The organism is Streptomyces sp. NPDC019937, assembly GCF_040631655.1.
Lineage (GTDB): Bacteria > Actinomycetota > Actinomycetes > Streptomycetales > Streptomycetaceae > Streptomyces.
The window spans coordinates 85,082-100,426 of record NZ_JBEYAL010000029.1 but is presented as its reverse complement, the minus strand read 5'-3'; the positions used below and the strand labels follow the sequence as shown (position 1 = coordinate 100,426).

General features: G+C 72.8%; 16 protein-coding genes. 6 read left to right on the top strand and 10 right to left on the bottom strand.

Annotation, left to right across the window (positions count from 1 at the left end; all coding sequences use genetic code 11):
• Nucleotides 1–10 precede the first annotated feature (10 nt).
• From gvpO to ABZ562_RS27315, 8 genes are all read right to left on the bottom strand, one after another.
• Nucleotides 11–478 carry a gas vesicle protein GvpO gene (gene gvpO / locus ABZ562_RS27350; protein WP_361484544.1) on the bottom strand — a complete coding sequence of 156 codons (468 nt, stop codon included), beginning with the start codon at nucleotides 476–478 and terminating at the stop codon, nucleotides 11–13.
• Between the two features lie 3 nt (nucleotides 479–481).
• A complete protein-coding gene (locus ABZ562_RS27345) occupies nucleotides 482–733 on the bottom strand; it encodes a gas vesicle protein GvpG (protein ID WP_361484542.1) in 252 nt (83 codons plus the stop codon).
• Nucleotides 734–735: 2 nt separating this feature from the next.
• The gene (locus tag ABZ562_RS27340) at nucleotides 736–1,518 is read right to left on the bottom strand and encodes a GvpL/GvpF family gas vesicle protein (protein WP_361484540.1); all 783 of its coding nucleotides are present in this window, start codon (nucleotides 1,516–1,518) and stop codon (nucleotides 736–738) included.
• Nucleotides 1,518–1,970 (bottom strand): gas vesicle protein GvpJ, encoded by a 453-nt coding sequence (gvpJ, locus tag ABZ562_RS27335; RefSeq protein ID WP_361484538.1) that lies wholly within the window; start codon nucleotides 1,968–1,970, stop codon nucleotides 1,518–1,520. The genes ABZ562_RS27340 and gvpJ overlap by 1 nt, the downstream gene beginning before the upstream one ends.
• A 30-nt stretch (nucleotides 1,971–2,000) precedes the next feature.
• Nucleotides 2,001–2,942, bottom strand: coding sequence for an SRPBCC family protein (locus ABZ562_RS27330; protein ID WP_361484537.1), 942 nt, complete (start codon nucleotides 2,940–2,942; stop codon nucleotides 2,001–2,003).
• The gene (locus ABZ562_RS27325) at nucleotides 2,942–3,514 is read right to left on the bottom strand and encodes a hypothetical protein (RefSeq protein ID WP_361484535.1); all 573 of its coding nucleotides are present in this window, start codon (nucleotides 3,512–3,514) and stop codon (nucleotides 2,942–2,944) included. Before ABZ562_RS27325 ends, ABZ562_RS27330 begins: the two co-directional genes overlap by 1 nt.
• A gap of 113 nt (nucleotides 3,515–3,627) precedes the next feature.
• On the bottom strand, nucleotides 3,628–5,145 hold the full coding sequence (gene glpK, locus ABZ562_RS27320) for a glycerol kinase GlpK (protein WP_361484533.1): 1,518 nt from the start codon (nucleotides 5,143–5,145) through the stop codon (nucleotides 3,628–3,630).
• Nucleotides 5,146–5,226: 81 nt separating this feature from the next.
• A complete protein-coding gene (locus ABZ562_RS27315) occupies nucleotides 5,227–6,084 on the bottom strand; it encodes an MIP/aquaporin family protein (protein ID WP_361484531.1) in 858 nt (285 codons plus the stop codon).
• Between the two features lie 222 nt (nucleotides 6,085–6,306).
• Here ABZ562_RS27315 and ABZ562_RS27310 point away from each other — a divergent pair, with 222 nt between their 5' ends.
• The gene (locus tag ABZ562_RS27310; RefSeq protein ID WP_361484529.1) at nucleotides 6,307–7,578 is read left to right on the top strand and encodes an FAD-binding protein; all 1,272 of its coding nucleotides are present in this window, start codon (nucleotides 6,307–6,309) and stop codon (nucleotides 7,576–7,578) included.
• 3 nt (nucleotides 7,579–7,581) lie between these two features.
• Here ABZ562_RS27310 and ABZ562_RS27305 read toward each other — a convergent pair whose 3' ends face one another.
• Nucleotides 7,582–10,002: a phosphoketolase family protein gene (locus ABZ562_RS27305; protein WP_361484527.1), complete on the bottom strand. Its 2,421-nt coding sequence runs from the start codon at nucleotides 10,000–10,002 to the stop codon at nucleotides 7,582–7,584.
• Between the two features lie 155 nt (nucleotides 10,003–10,157).
• Here ABZ562_RS27305 and ABZ562_RS27300 point away from each other — a divergent pair, with 155 nt between their 5' ends.
• The 4 genes from ABZ562_RS27300 to ABZ562_RS27285 all read left to right on the top strand — a co-directional run bounded on the left by ABZ562_RS27300 (nucleotide 10,158) and on the right by ABZ562_RS27285 (nucleotide 13,798).
• Nucleotides 10,158–10,796, top strand: coding sequence for a CBS domain-containing protein (locus ABZ562_RS27300; protein WP_361484525.1), 639 nt, complete (start codon nucleotides 10,158–10,160; stop codon nucleotides 10,794–10,796).
• Nucleotides 10,796–11,704 carry a universal stress protein gene (locus ABZ562_RS27295; protein WP_361484523.1) on the top strand — a complete coding sequence of 303 codons (909 nt, stop codon included), beginning with the start codon at nucleotides 10,796–10,798 and terminating at the stop codon, nucleotides 11,702–11,704. The genes ABZ562_RS27300 and ABZ562_RS27295 overlap by 1 nt, the downstream gene beginning before the upstream one ends.
• 273 nt (nucleotides 11,705–11,977) lie before the next feature.
• Nucleotides 11,978–13,051, top strand: coding sequence for an alcohol dehydrogenase catalytic domain-containing protein (locus ABZ562_RS27290; RefSeq protein ID WP_361484521.1), 1,074 nt, complete (start codon nucleotides 11,978–11,980; stop codon nucleotides 13,049–13,051).
• Nucleotides 13,052–13,132: 81 nt separating this feature from the next.
• On the top strand, nucleotides 13,133–13,798 hold the full coding sequence (locus tag ABZ562_RS27285; RefSeq protein ID WP_361484519.1) for a CBS domain-containing protein: 666 nt from the start codon (nucleotides 13,133–13,135) through the stop codon (nucleotides 13,796–13,798).
• Between the two features lie 46 nt (nucleotides 13,799–13,844).
• On the opposite strand, the gene ABZ562_RS27280 is transcribed toward ABZ562_RS27285, so the two are convergent.
• Nucleotides 13,845–14,426: a hypothetical protein gene (locus tag ABZ562_RS27280; RefSeq protein WP_361484517.1), complete on the bottom strand. Its 582-nt coding sequence runs from the start codon at nucleotides 14,424–14,426 to the stop codon at nucleotides 13,845–13,847.
• A 195-nt stretch (nucleotides 14,427–14,621) separates the two neighbouring features.
• On the opposite strand from ABZ562_RS27280, the gene ABZ562_RS27275 reads away from it, so the two are divergent.
• On the top strand, nucleotides 14,622–15,335 hold the full coding sequence (locus tag ABZ562_RS27275; protein WP_361484515.1) for a response regulator transcription factor: 714 nt from the start codon (nucleotides 14,622–14,624) through the stop codon (nucleotides 15,333–15,335).
• The last annotated feature ends 10 nt before the right edge of the window (nucleotides 15,336–15,345 follow it).

The window sequence follows — 15,345 nt, the reverse complement described above, 5'->3', positions numbered from 1 at the left end:
GCGCCCTGGCTCATGTCCGGTCCTCCGACCTGCCGCGGTAGTAGCGCCGGGCGCGGCGGTAGGAGACGAGTTCGCCCTCGTCGTCGACCTCGACCCGGTACTCGGCGAGGATGTCGGTGGAGTCGGGGATCCGGTGGGTCTCCAGCACTTCGACGCCGACGAGCCAGCCGTCCTCGTGGCGTTCGACCGAGGTGACGCTCTCCGGGTCGTGCCCGGTCAGCTCCCGCAGCTGGCGGGCGGCGCCCCTGGCCGCGGACCGGGCGGTGGTCGCGGGACGCCGGGCGTCGGCCGTGGGACGCCGGTCGCCGGCGGAGCGGCGGTCACCGGTGGGGTGGCGGTCGCCGGTGGGGTGGCGGTCGCCGGTGGGGTGGCGGTCGCCGGTGGAGCGGCGCCGGTCGTCGGCCTCGGGGCGCCGGGCGCGCCGGGGCCGCTCCCGCTCCTCGCCGTGGTCGCGTCCGTCCCGATCCTCGCGGACCACGGCTCACACCTCCAGGCCTCCGCCGGGCGGCCCCCCGGCCATCAGCCGGCGGACCAGTTCGTCCTCCTGCCGGGCCGCGTCCTCCTCGGTCAGCTCTCCGGATTCCCGCTGCTCCGCGACCTCTTCCAGGCGCTGCTGGATCACCCCGGGGTCGTACAGCTGCCGGTGGGCCTCGTCGTGCAACTGCTCGGCGATCCAGCCGAGGCCGCGCACCGGGGCCAGCGGCCAGGTGACCAGTCCGGAGAACAGTCCCATGGCTATTCGCCCTCCTTGGCCGGGCTCATCGCGTCGGCCACGAAGTCATAGGGGGCCAGGGGCCCGAGCAGGCGGATCCGGACCCGGCCGCTCCAGTGCTTGGCCAGCTCCTCGGCGGCCTGCTCGAAGGCCGCCCGCCGGTCGTCCTCGACCAGGAAGGAGGCGTTCACCAGCCCCTCGGCGGAGGACGGTTCGGTACTCACCGAGGCGAGCGCACACGGGCTCAGCCTGCGGTCCACTTCCAGCGCGTCCACGGCCCGCTTGGCGGCGATGGCGTCCATGACCAGCTGTCCCAGCTGGATGCGCTGGTCGTATCCGGCCTCCTCCGGCAGCCCCCGGAGCTCCTCGCGGAGCCGTACGGCCTCGGGCTGCTCGGTCAGCACCTCGCGCAGCACCGCGTCCTGCACATAGCGGGCGCGCAGGGTGAACTGGGAGCGGCCGCGCAGCCGGTCGAGGGCGAGCGCGAAGTCGTCGTGCCCCTCCTCCAGCAGTTCGTCGGTCACCGCGGTGGTGTCGCGCACCACCGTGCCGAACCGGAACGGCAGCACCGGGGAGGACCTGGCCGCCAGGGTGTCCAGCACCCGGGCGTGGGCGCGCAGATCCTCGGGGGTGCCCAGCGGCTTGTCCAGGGACACCTCGCTGACCACGGCCGCCTGCCCGCCGTGGCGCACCAGGCTCACCGTCGCCTCCGGGTCGCCGACGGCGCCCAGATCCCTCACCGCGTCGTCGTTCCGGTCCTCCGGAACGACCCCGTATACGTAGCAGGCACGTCCGTCCTCGGCCATCACCGCTCGCGCTCCCTGCTCGAACTCCGCCGGCGCCGGGGCCGGTCACCGGATTCCGCCCTCTCCCCCGCCTCGGCCTCCTCGCGCTCGTCGCTCTCCTCGTCGCCCTGGAGCAGGTCGGAGACGGTGTCCTTGACGCCTTCCAGAGCGCCCTTGGTCTTCTTGCGGCCGCCGCTCTCCTGCATCTCGTCCATCAGGCCGGGCAGCCCCTTGGTCTCGGTGCCGCTGCGGGCGAGGTCGAGGCGGTTCGTCGCCTCGGCGAACCGTAGATACGTGTCGACGCTGGCGACGACGATGCGGGCGTCGATCGTCAGGATCTCGATCCCCACCAGGGAGACCCTGACGTACACGTCGATGACCAGTCCCTTGTCCAGGATCAGGTCGACCACGTCGACCAGGGCACTCGAACTGGCCCGGTCCAGATACTGACTCTGCTGGCTTGCTACGGTCACCACGCTCACCTGTTCCGGGGGCGGGATCCGTCAGCGCCGTGAAGGCCGCGCCGGCTCCTCGTCCTCCTCGTACTCCTCCTCGTAGGCGTCCTCGTCGCCGTACTCGTCCTCCGGCTCCCCGCGCTCTTCCTCTTCGGGTTCTTCCTCGTCGTGTTCGGACTCGGCGCCGCGCTCCGGCTCCTCTTCCCCCTCCACGACCTCACCGTCGCGTATCTCCCCGCGCCAGCCCTCGATCTCGTCGGGGTGCAGCAGCACCTCGGCCATCGCGTGGCGCCGGAAGTGCTTCAGCTCCAGGCGGACCCGGCGGCCCTGGGCGCGCCAGAGGTTTCCGGTGCGCTCGAAGAAGCCCTGGGGGTAGTACTGGAGGACGACCAGGACGCGGGTCAGTTCGGGGCCCAGCTCATGGAAGGTGACCGCGCCGTTGACATGGCCCTTCTCGGCGCGCGACTTCCAGATGATCCGCTTCTCGGGCACCTGCTCGACGATCTCGGCGCGCCACTTGCGGTGCGACCAGAAGACCTGGGCCTTCCACTCCATCTCGGTTTCGGACTCCTGCTGGACGTCCTCCACCTTCTTCATGAAGGAGGGGAAGTCCTCGAACTGGGTCCACAGGTCGTAGGTGAGATCGATCGGGGCGCCGATGTCGATCTGCTCGACGATGTTGGTGACCTTGAGCTTCTTGTCCCGGTCTCCGTCCTTGCCGCCGTCCTGGCCGCCGCCGAGCCCCGGGATGATGTCCTTGGCCTTGTCGACGGTCTGCTCCTTGACCTGGTGCAGTCCGGCCTTGACCAGCGGCTTCACCGGGATGTCGAGCCCGGGACCGCCGCCGTCGCCGAGGTGGGTCACCGAGGTCAGTGCCTTCTCACCGAGTGCGGTGAGCAGGTTCTGCGCTTCCTTCATCAGCCGCTCGGTGGGCAGCTCCTTGGCGAGCGTGCCGAGGGCGCCCGTCCGCTCGTTCGATCCCTCCGCCATCACCGATCACCCTTGTCGCCCTTGTCGTCCCTGCTGCTGCTCCTGGCCTCGCCGCCGCGGCCGCCCTGGGACGCGGGGCGCTTCCGGGGGCGATCCGTCCGGTCGTCCGGGGAACGCGCGCCGCGCGACGAACGCGACTCCTCGCCACGGGACGCACCGCGCGATCCGCCACGCGACGACTCGTCACGGGACGCCTCCCCGCGGGACGCCTCCCCGCGCGACCGTCCGCCCCCGCCCCCGCGCCGCTCGTGCTCCTCGTCGTCGGCCGCCTGCCCGTCCGGGCCGTGGCCGTTCGGGCGCAGCGACGAAGCGCGCTGCTCCAGCCGGTCGCTCAGCGCGTCCATGCGGTGACTGGCCGCCGACAGCGCCGCCGACCGTCCCGCGGACACCAGCTGACCGCGCAGCCGCCCGATTTCGGAGGACGCCAGCCCCTGCACCGCGTCCGGGACGTGTCCGGAGGCGAGGCGCCGGCCGGCCGCCATCCCGGCGAGGGTGAGGGCCCAGCCCACCTTGTGGCCACGCCCGAAGAGATAGCCGCTGGTGAACGCCAGTGCCACCTGGCCGTTCTTCATGATCCCTCCTCCTCCCGCCATCGAGACGAGACACCCATATGGCCTCATTTACCAAGTATGGTGCATTTCGCCCATTCGGCCATCAGGGGCAGCGATCTCGAGGCGGGGCGGGATCAGTCCACCGGGACCCAGTTCAGCGTGCGCTCCACGGCCTTCTTCCAGCCCGCGTAGCCCTCCGCGCGCCGCTCCTCGCTCCACCGGGGCTCCCAGCGCCGGGATTCGCTCCAGTGCGAGCGCAGCTCATCGGTGTCCCGCCAGAAGCCGGTGGCCAAGCCCGCGGCGTAGGCGGCGCCCAGGGCGGTGGTCTCGGCGATGACCGGGCGGCTGACCGGGACGCCCAGGACATCGGCCTGGATCTGCATGCACAGCTCGTTGTCGGTGACACCGCCGTCCACGCGGAGGACGTCGAGGTGGATACCGGCGTCGCGTTCCATCGCCTCCACCACGTCCCGGCTCTGGTAGCAGATGGCCTCCAGGGTGGCCCGGGCCAGATGGCCGCCCGTGTTGTAGCGGGTGAGGCCGACGATGGCGCCCCGGGCGTCGGAGCGCCAGTACGGGGCGAAGAGGCCGGAGAAGGCGGGGACGAAGTACACCCCGCCGTTGTCCTCGACGGTGCGGGCGAGCCGTTCGCTGCCCGCGGCGTCGTCGATGATCTTCATCTGGTCCCGCAGCCACTGGACGGCCGAGCCGGTGACGGCCATGGAGCCCTCCAGGGCGTAGACGACGGGTTCGTCGCCGAACTGGTACGCCACGGTGGTGAGCAGCCCGCTGCTCGAGCGGACCAGCTCCGAGCCGGTGTTCAGCACCAGGAAGTTGCCGGTGCCGTAGGTGTTCTTGGCCTCGCCGGGCGCGAAGCACACCTGTCCGACGGTGGCCGCCTGCTGGTCGCCGAGGACACCGGTGATGGGGGTAGCGGTGCGCAGCGGGCGGGAGGTACGGGCCTGCCCGAACGCCTCGGGGTGGGAGGAGGGGTTGATGACGGGGAGCATGGCGCGCGGGATGCCGAAGATGCCGAGGAGTTCGTCGTCCCAGTCGAGGGTCTCCAGGTTCATCAGCATGGTGCGGCTGGCGTTGGTGACGTCGGTGGCGTGGATGCCGCCGGAGGGCCCGCCGGTGAGGTTCCACAGCACCCAGGCGTCGGTGTTCCCGAAGAGGGCGTGGCCCGCCTCGGCGGCCTCGCGCACCCCGTCGACGTTCTCCAGAATCCACTTGATCTTGCCGCCGGAGAAGTAGGTGGCGGGCGGCAGCCCGGCCTTGCGGCGGATGGTCTCGCCGTGGCCGTCGCGTTCGAGCGCGGAGGCGATGGTGTCGGTGCGGGTGTCCTGCCACACGATGGCGTTGTAGTACGGCCGCCCGTCGCGCGGGTCCCAGACGACGGTGGTCTCGCGCTGGTTGGTGATGCCGATCGCGGCCAGGTCGGTGGGCGAGAGCCCACCGCTGCGCAGGGCGTTCTGCATGACCGAGTTGGTGCGCTCCCAGATCTCCACCGGATCGTGCTCGACCCAGCCCGCGCGGGGCAGCAGCTGGTGGTGTTCGAGCTGGTACCGCGCCACCTCGCCGCCGTCGTGGTCGAAGATCATGAAGCGGGTGCTGGTGGTCCCCTGGTCCACGGCACCGACGAAGTCCGGCATCCTGCCTCCTCTGGTGGCCGCTGGTGGCGGCTGGTAGGCCGCTGGTGGCCGCCTCTTTTCTCCGACCGCGTGCCGCCCGGCTCAGCTCTCGGGGCCCTCGGGGGCCGGGATGCGTCCCACCTCCTGCGGTCCGGCCAGTGGGAGGAACCGGCTGACCAGGACCTTGTAGAGGGCGGCGCCGACGAGTCCGCCGACCAGCGGGCCGACGATCGGCACCCAGAAGTAGAAGTTTCCGTACTGGTCCCGCCAGGCGGTGTGATAGCCGGTGATGAAGCTGGCGAGCCGGGGCCCGAAGTCACGGGCCGGGTTGATGGCGTATCCGGCGTCGGCGCCCCACGCCATGCCGATCGCCACCACGACCAGGCCGATGATGAACGGCGCCATGTTGGCCTTCGGCGGGTCGTTCAGGAGGTCGGTGAGGGCGAAGATCAGCAGGACCAGGATCGCGGTGCCGATGATCTGGTCGCGCAGCGCGCCCCACTCGCTGACCGGCAGCACCCCGTTGCCGGGAAGGGTGGAGAACACGAACTGGGTCTTGAAGGTGTGCCTGGGGTCGGCCGCCGCCAGCACCTCGGTGTAGTTCCAGCGCACCAGCAGGGCCGCGACGAACGCGCCGAGCGTCTGGGCCACGGTGTACGGCAGCACCTTGCGCCAGGGGAAGCCCTTGAAGACCGCCAGCGAGAGGGTGACCGCCGGGTTGATGTGCGCGCCGCTGAGCCGCGCCGCCACGTACACGCCGAGGGTCACGCCGAGCCCCCAGCCCCAGGCGATGGAGTCGTGGTCGCCGAGCGCGCCCGGTGGCTTGGTGAGCGCCCCGGCCGCCACCACCTGGGCCACCACACCGCAGCCGAAGAGAATGAGGATCATGGTTCCGGCGAACTCGGCGCACAGTTCGCCGAAGACGCCACCCCGGGTGCCGGTGTCCTTCTCCTCCGCCATGGCCGCCCCTCTCCAGCGGTGCGCGAGCGGCGGTACCGATCGCGTTCGCACCATCGTGCGCGCGGCCCCGGCCCGGTGGCCCGTCCTGCTGCTCCGTCCGGGTCACACCGGGTGGCGGCACGGCGGTCTGTACGGATCAGGGGGCGGGCCTGTACCAAGGTCCTTGCCACATCACCACAGGCCCGGAGCGGGCCCAGCCCCCGGCACGAAACAGGAGCGTGGATGCTGACCAGCGGAGTCACCACCAACTGGGCAGGGAACATCACCTTCGGCGCGGCCCGGCTGCACCGACCGGCCTCGCCCGGCGAACTGCGGCGCGTCGTCGGCTCCGCCGACCGGGTCCGGGTGCTGGGCACCGGTCACTCCTTCAACCGCATCGCCGACACCGACGGCGATCTGGTGTCCCTGGAGCGGCTGCCGCACCGGATCGACATCGCCCCCGACGGCACGACGGCCACCATCGCCGCGGGCATGCGCTACGCCCAGGTGGCCGAGGAACTGCACGCGGCGGGCTACGCCCTGGCCAACCTCGCCTCCCTGCCGCACATCACGGTCGCCGGGGCCTGCGCCACCGCCACCCACGGCTCCGGCAATGTGCAGCGCTGTCTGGCCGCGTCGGTGGCGGGTCTGGAGATCGTGGGCCCGGAGGGCGATGTGACGCGGCTGCGCCGGGACCGCGAGGCCGACCGGCTGTCCGGTGCGGTGGTCGGGCTCGGCGGGCTGGGCGTCGTCACCGCGATGACCCTGGACATCGAGCCGGCGTACGAGGTGGCGCAGTGGGTGTGGACCGGGCTGCCGCTGGACCGGCTGGCCGACAGCTTCGACGAGATCTTCGCCGCCGCGTACAGCGTCAGCGTCTTCACCGACTGGCACGCGGACGAGGGCGTGGTGTGGCTGAAGTGCCGCACGGACCTGCCGGGCCCGCCGGAGCCGGGCCAGCCGTGGCTGGGGGCCCGTCCGGCCGACCGCCACCACCATCCGGTGCCCTCGATGCCGCCGCTGCACTGCACCGAGCAGCTGGGCTCGCCCGGGCCGTGGCACGAGCGGCTGCCGCACTTCCGGCCGGACTTCACGCCCAGCAACGGCGACGAGCTGCAGTCGGAGCTGATCCTGCCGCGCGCCGCGGCCCCCGAGGCCTTCGCGGCGCTGCGCGGCCTCGGCGACCGGATCGCGCCCGTGGTCCAGGTCTCCGAGGTCCGCACGGTCGCGGCGGACGACCTGTGGCTGAGCCCCGCGTACGGCAGGGACTGCGTGGCCCTGCACTTCACCTGGGTGCCGGACCACGCCGCGGTCATCGAGGTGGTGGCCGCGATGGAGGAACTGCTGCTGCCGCTGGGGGCGCGGCCGCACTGGGGCAAGCTCACCGCGGCGGCTCCCGAGCGGATCGTCGCCTCCTACGAGCGGGCCGCCGACTTCGGGCGGCTGCTGGCCGACCACGACCCCGCCGGGAAGTTCCGCAACGCCTTCCTGGACGGCTACTTCCCGGCGGGCTGACGCCTACCCCGTCCAGGACCACTCGGCGACCTCGGGCATGTCGGTGCCGTGGTCGCGGATCCACTGGTGGTGGCGGGTGCGGGCGTCCTGCATCCGCTGCCGTACGGACACGGCGCGCGCCGCGAGCCCCGGGGTGCGGTCGATGACGTCCATGACCAGGCGGTAGCGGTCCAGGTCGTTGCGGACCACCATGTCGAACGGCGTGGTGGTGGTCCCCGACTCCTTGTAACCGCGCACGTGCAGATGCGGGTGGACGGCCCGCCGGTAGGCCAGCCGGTGCACCAGCCACGGATAGCCGTGGTAGGCGAAGATGACCGGCCGGTCGCGGGTGAACAGGGCGTCGAACTCAGGATCCGGCATCCCGTGCGGATGCTCCTCCTTGGGCAGCAGCCGGGTCATGTCGACGACGTTGACCACGCGCACGGCCACGTCCGGCAGATGGCGGCGGACGAGCCCGGCGGCCGCCAGCACCTCCTGGGTGGGCACGTCGCCCGCGGCGGCCAGCACCACATCGGGCTCGCCCGCGCCGGTCTCCGTACCCGCCCAGTCCCAGCTTCCGGCACCGCGGGCGCAGTGGACGCGGGCCTGGTCGAGGTCGAGCCAGTCGAAGCAGGGCTGTTTGCCCGCCACGACGACGTTGACGTAGTCGCGGCTGCGCAGCACGTGGTCGGCCACGCACAGCAGGGTGTTGGCGTCCGGCGGCAGATACACCCGTACGACCTGGGGACTCTTGTTGAGCACATGGTCGACGAAGCCGGGGTCCTGGTGCGAGAAACCGTTGTGGTCCTGCCGCCACACATGGGAGGTCAGCAGGTAGTTGAGGGAGGCGATGGGCCGCCGCCACGGCAGGTCGCGGGCCACCTTCAGCCACTTGATGTGCTGGTTGACCATGGAGTCGACGATGTGCACGAACGCCTCGTAGCAGGAGAACAGGCCGTGGCGTCCGGTGAGCAGATAGCCCTCCAGCCACCCCTGGCAGAGGTGTTCGGAGAGGACCTCCATGACCCGGCCGTGCCGGTTCAGGTGCTCGTCGGTGACGAGGATGTCCTCCTGCCACGTCTTGCCGGTGGCCCGGTAGACGGCGTCGAGCCGGTTGGAGGAGGTCTCGTCGGGGCCGACGAGGCGGAAGTTACGGCGGTCGGCGGTGTCCTCCATGATCTGCTCCAGCAGCCCGCCGAGGACCCGGGTCGGCTCGTGGAGGGTGACGCCGGGCTTGTCGACATGCACCGCGTACCGCGCCAGGTCGGGCACGGGCAGATCGCGCAGCAGCAGCCCGCCGTTGGCGTGCGGATTGGCGCCGAGCCGCCGGTCGCCCTCGGGCACGCAGGCGAGGACCTGCGGGCGCGGGCGCCCCCGGTCGTCGAACAGCTCCTCGGGGCGGTACGACCGCAGCCACCGCTCCAGCAGCCGCAGATGCTCCGGATTCTCCCGGACGCCCGGCAGTGGCACCTGGTGGGCGCGCCAGGTGTCCTCCACGGGCAGGCCGTCGACCTCGGCCGGGCCGGTCCAGCCCTTGGGCGTACGGAGCACAATCACCGGCCAGCGCGGACGCTCGACGGCGTCCTCCTCGCGGGCGGTGCGCTGGAGGAGCGCGATCCGGTCGACGGCCTGGTCCATGGCCCGGGCCAGCGCCCGGTGCGTCCGCAGCGGATCGTCCCCGGGCCGCGCCGCGACATGGATCGGCTCATGGCCGTAGCCGCGGAGCAGATCGTCCAGCTCCGTTTCGGGGAGCCGGGCGAGCACCGTCGGGTTGGCGATCTTGTAGCCGTTGAGGTGGAGGATCGGCAGCACGGCGCCGTCGTGCACCGGGTCGAGGAACTTGTTGGCGTGCCAGGAGCCGGCCAGCGGCCCGGTCTCCGCCTCCCCGTCGCCGATGACGCAGACGGCCAGCAGATCGGGGTTGTCGAGCGCGGCGCCGTAGGCGTGCGCCAGGGAATAGCCCAGCTCACCGCCCTCGTGGATGGAGCCGGGGGTCTCCGGGGCGACATGGCTGGGCACCCCGCCGGGGAAGGAGAACTGGCGGAAGAGCCGGGCCATGCCCTCCGCGTCCCGGCTCACATCCGGGTAGACGTCGCTGTAACTGCCGTCCAGCCAGGACCCGGCGAGCACCGCGGGCCCGCCGTGACCGGGGCCCCAGACGCAGATCGCGTCCAGGTCGCGGGCCTTGACGACCCGGCCGAGGTGGGTGTGGACGAGGTTCAGGCCGGGTGAGGTGCCCCAGTGGCCGAGCAGCCGCGGCTTGATGTGCTCGGGGCGCAGCGGTTCGGTCAGCAGGGGGTTGGCCAGCAGATAGATCTGGCCGGCCGCCAGGTAGTTCGCGGCGCGCCAGTGGGCGTCCAGGGCGTGCAGTTCGTGCTCGGCCGGGTCGGTGTGATCGGTGGGGGCGGTGGGGCCGTTCGGCGCCGTCCTCGCTGCGTCGGGCATGGGCCTCTCTCTCCGCTCGTCCTGTATGGGCGATGCGTACCCGTTTTGCCGGTCGGGTCACCGCCGGACCCGGGCCGTTCGACCCGGACTCGACCCCGGGCAGCCCACGTGGGTGCGCGGACGGCCGGTGGAGGCTGGTCCGCGAGGAGGCGGGGATGAAGCATCGCAAGATCGGCAATGTGATGAGCGACGACGTCGTGCGGGTCGGCCACGCGGCCTCGTCCGACGAGGTCGGTGTACTGCTGAAGCGGCACCGGATCGGCGGGCTGCCCGTGGTGGACGAGGACGACAAGGTCATCGGCGTGATCACCGGAACCGATCTGGCCGGGCGGGCCGATGAGGCGGACGGTGCCGTGGCGGCCGGGCAGCTGATGTCGCGGCCCGCCGTCACCGTGCGCCCGCAGGACACCGTCGTCGACGCCGCGCGCTCCATGGCGCGCCACCGCGTGGAGCGGCTGCCCGTCGTCGACGAGGAGGACCGGCTGATCGGCATCGTCACCCGCCGCGATCTGCTCCGCGTCTTCCTCCGCCCCGACCACGAGATCCGCGCGGAGGTCATCGACGAGGTGCTGGTGCGGTCGCTGTGGCTCCGGCCGCAGACCGTCGCGGTGACCGTCACCGACGGCGTCGTACGGCTGGAGGGCGAGCTGGACCGGCACAGCGAGATCCCGATCGCGGTGCGGATGGCCGGGCAGGTGGACGGGGTGGTGGCGGTCGTGGACCGGCTCACCTACCGCGTCGACGACTTCCGCCCGGCGACCCCCTCGGGCGGTGCGCCCGGAGGTGGGGCGTGATGGCCGGACCCGTACGGCCGAGGCGCGACGGCGGCCGGGTCGTGGTCGGTCTGGACGGTTCCGACAGCGCCTGGCAGGCCCTGGACCGGGCGGTCGGCGAGGCGGCGCGGCGCGGCGCCACGCTGGAGATCGTGCACGCCTGGCCCTGGGCGCGCACCGATCCGCTCGCCTTCGACGCGGACGCCGAACCGCGGCCGCCCCCGGTCGAGGTCGCCCGGACCGTGCTGCGGCTGGCCATGGCACGGGTCGCCGAGCAGGACCCGCAGCTGCGGGTGGTCCCCACCCTCACCCCGCAGGACGCGGTGCCCGAACTGCTGCGGATCGGCGAGCGCGCCGCGCTCATCGTCATCGGCACCCGCGGGCTCGGCGGCTTCACCGGGCTGCTGCTGGGTTCGGTCGGGCTGCGGCTGGCCGCCCACACCCACCGTCCGCTGCTGGTGGTGCGCGGGGACGCGCCGGCGCCCGCGTACGGGCCCGAGGGCCACGGCAAGGTGCTGGTCGGGGTGGAGAGCGGCGCGGACGAGGCGGCGGCCCGGTACGGGTTCGAGGACGCGATACGGCGCGGTGCGCGGCTGCGCGTGCTGTACGCCTGGGCCCGCCCCCGCCTCTTCGCGGGCGACCACACGCTGCCCTCGCGGGAGGCGGTGGCCCTGCGGGCGGAGCGGGAGCAGGAGGTGACGTACCGCGTGGTGGCCACGCTGCGCGAGGAGTTCGGGCAGGTGCGGGTGCAGGAACACACGGCGCACAGCGCACCGGCCCAGGCGCTGGTGGAGGCGTCGCGGGCGGCGGACGTCCTGGTGCTGGCGGTGCAGCGGCGCACCGCGCGGCTGGGCATGCAGCTGGGCCCGGTCACCCACGCGGTGCTGCACCACGCGCACTGCCCGGTGGTGCTGGTGCCGGTGGGCTAGGGGGTGTCGGCGGGTTGGGCCGGATGACCTGGGCCGGGGCCGGTCGGCCCTAGGCGGCGGGTACCCCCGGCGTGGTCGCCTGGAAGCGGCACCGGGGGCATTCGATGCGACGCGGAGAAGCGGACCGGTCAAGCGCCACGTGCCGGGTACCGCGCACCGCGCAATCCGGGCCCACGAGAAGCGGGCGGCCCCCGGCGCCGCGTGCCCCGTGACGCGGCGCGCGCACCGTACGCATCGCACAACGCGCCATGCCCCGCACGAGAGGAAGCGGTCATGAAAGCACTCGTCTTCCAGGGGCCCGGGCTGTTCTCCTGGCGGGACGTGCCCGACCCCGGCATCGAGGACGCCACCGACGCCATCGTCCGCGTCGACACGGTCACCATCTGCGGCACCGATCTGCACATCATCAAGGGCGAGGTGCCCGATGTGCGGCCCGGTACGGTTCTCGGCCACGAGGCCGTCGGCGAGGTGGTCGAGACCGGCGACGAGGTGCGCGGCGTACGCCCCGGGGACCGGGTGCTGGTGTCGTGCATCTCCGCCTGCGGCCACTGCCGGTTCTGCCGGGAGCGGGCGTACGGGCAGTGCCGTGGCGGCGGGGGCTGGATCCTGGGGCGTTCGATCCACGGCACCCAGGCCGAGTACGTCCGGGTGCCGTTCGCCGATCTGTCCACGCATCCGCTGCCCGCCGCGGCCGAGGCGCAGTACGCGGTGCTGCTGGCGGACGTCTTCCCCACCGCCTACGAGGTGGGGGTGCTCAACGGGCGGGTCGCGCCGGGCGACACGGTGGCGGTGGTCGGCGCGGGCCCGATCGGGCTCGCCGCGATCGCGACCGCCGAGTTCTTCTCCCCCGGCCGGATCATCGCCGTCGACCTCGCCACCTCCCGGCTCGACGCGGCCAAGCAGGTCGGCGCCGACGCGGTGGCCGACGCCACCGAGGAGCCCGAGCGGCTGATCGGCGACCTCACCGAGGGGCTGGGCGCCGATGTGGTGATCGAGGCCGTGGGGACGCCGCGGAGCTTCGAGATCTGCACCCGCATGGTGCGCCCGGGCGGACGGATCGCCAACGTCGGCGTGCACGCCCGGCCCGCGACGCTGCACCTGGAGGAGCTGTGGAAGAAGAACATCACGATCACCACCGGGCTGGTCGACACGTACTCCACGCCCACACTGCTGTCCATGCTGGGCGCGGGCAGGCTCCCCACGTCCTCGCTCATCACCCATCTGTTCGAACTCGACCAGATGGAGGAGGCGTACGACGTGTTCGCCCGGTCCACCGACACCGGCGCGCTCAAGGTCGCGATCGGCGGGCACCATCCGCCGCTGGTCACCCGGGGCCGGGGCATGTGAACGGACGGGTGCGGGGTGCCGCGCGCCGACGAGCTGACGAGCTGACGAGCTGACGAGCTGACGAGCTGACAGGAGGATCCCGTGTCCCGGACCGCGCGCATCGTGAGCGATGTGATGACCCATACCGTCGTCGCCGTCGGCCTCGAGGCGCCGTTCAAGGAGATCGTCAGGACGCTGGAGCAGTGGAGGGTGAGCGCCCTGCCGGTGCTGGCGGGTGAGGGCCGGGTGATCGGGGTGGTGTCCGAGGCGGATCTGCTGCCCAAGGAGGAGTTCCGGGACAGCGATCCGGCGCGGCTGGCCCAGCTGCGCGATCTGCCCGGCATCGCCAAGGCGGGGGCGGTGAGCGCCGATGAGCTGATGACGACCCCGGCCATCACGGTGCACGCGAACGCCACGCTCGCCGAGGCGGCCCGGATCATGACCCACAAGCGGGTCAAGCGGCTTCCGGTGGTCGACGACGAGGGCCGCCTGGAGGGCATCGTCAGCCGCGCCGACCTGCTGAAGGTGTTCCTGCGGCCGGACGAGGAGATCGCGGAGGAGGTGCGCCGCGAGGTGGTGGCCCACCTCTTCCCGGCGCCCGGGCAGGCGGTCGAGGTGCGGGTGAGCGAGGGCGTGGTCACCCTCGCCGGACATGTCCGGGACGCCGTGCTGATCCCGGCCGCGGCCCGGCTGATCCGGGCGGTCGAGGGTGTCGTGGACTTCGACAACCAGCTGACCACCGCGCATCTGACGGGGCCACCGGCCTGACCTGCGCCCGGCCCGAGCGCCGGGCGGCCCCACGGGGGTGGCGGCGTTATGTGTGGCGGCGTGTCCAGCGGGGGCCGACCTCGGCCCAGGCCCGCTCCCACTCACGCTCCCGGCCGCGGTCCAGCCGCCACCGCACCACCCCGCGGCCCGCCAGCGACACCAGGCACACCCCCGCCGACGCCGACGCGCCGGCCAGCGTGGCCCGGGTCGCCGCCTGCCGCTCGGAGGGCGGATCGGGGACGAGGCGGCCGCGGTCGTCGGTCCAGACGGTGGTGGCCGTACCGGCGCGCCTGCCCTCGTCGACCCGCGCCGTGCCGGTGTGCACGGTGCCGTCGGACGCCGTCCACCGCACCAGGGCACGCACCCGCGCGGTGTCCGTACCGTCGGCGGCAGGCAGCGCGGCGGGCGCGTTCTCGACCAGCCGCGCGGGCACCCGGTGCCGCTCCGCGCGCTCCTGCCGCAGACCGGCCGCCACCGCGTCGCCGGTCGCGACGCCCGCCACCGGGCCGCCGACCACCATCACCAGGCCGGTCACCAGGACCACCCAGGCCTCCACCACGTCCGAGCGGCGTTTGAGGGGATTGCGCCGCCATCGCCACAACCGCCGCCCCCGCACGTTCGTGCCCATGATTCAGACCGTCGCACGCGCGCGGAGGGGATACGAGGGCCGTGCAGCCCTCTCCGCCGGGGGTCTTTCGGTCCCGTCGCGGCGGCGCGGGGGCCCGTTCGGCCCTGGTGCGGCGCCGGGCGGATGCGCCACGCTCGTCTATCGGAGGCCGGGGGACGGACCAGCGGACGAGCGGACGAGCGGTGCGAGGGCGCCATGACCGAGACCTGGGCCGGGGTGACACCACCGGCGCCCATCAGGGTGTTCCTGCTCGACGACCACGAGGTGGTACGGCGTGGGCTGCACGATCTGCTGGACGCCGAACCGGACATCGAGGTGGTCGGCGACGCGGGAACGGTGGACCACGCGCTGGCCCGGGGCCCGGCGCTGCGGCCCGACGTGGCGATCCTGGACGTCCGGCTGCCGGACGGGGACGGCATCACGGTCTGCCGTGAACTGCGCTCCCGCATGCCCGGGCTGGCCTGTCTGATGCTCACCTCGTTCGACGACGACGACGCGCTGCTGGACGCGATCATGGCCGGGGCCGCGGGCTATGTACTCAAGCAGATCAAAGGGTCCGACCTGGTGTCCGCCGTACGGACCGTCGCGTCCGGGCAGTCGATGCTGGACCCGGCCACCACCGCCCGGCTGATGAGCACCCTGCGCGGCGACGCCGCCCCGCAGGAGCCCCAGGACGAGGCGCTGGCCGGGCTGTCGCCGCGGGAGCGGGAGATCCTGGCGCTGATCGGCGAGGGGCTGACCAACCGGCAGATCGGCAAGCGGCTCTTCCTGTCCGAGAAGACGGTCAAGAACCACATCTCACGGCTGCTGGCCAAGCTGGGCGTCGAGCGCCGCATCCAGGCCGCCGTCCTGGCCAGCCACCCGTCCCCGGAGCGGGCCCCCGACGCCCGTCCTGCCCCGCCCCGCTGACCCAGCCCCC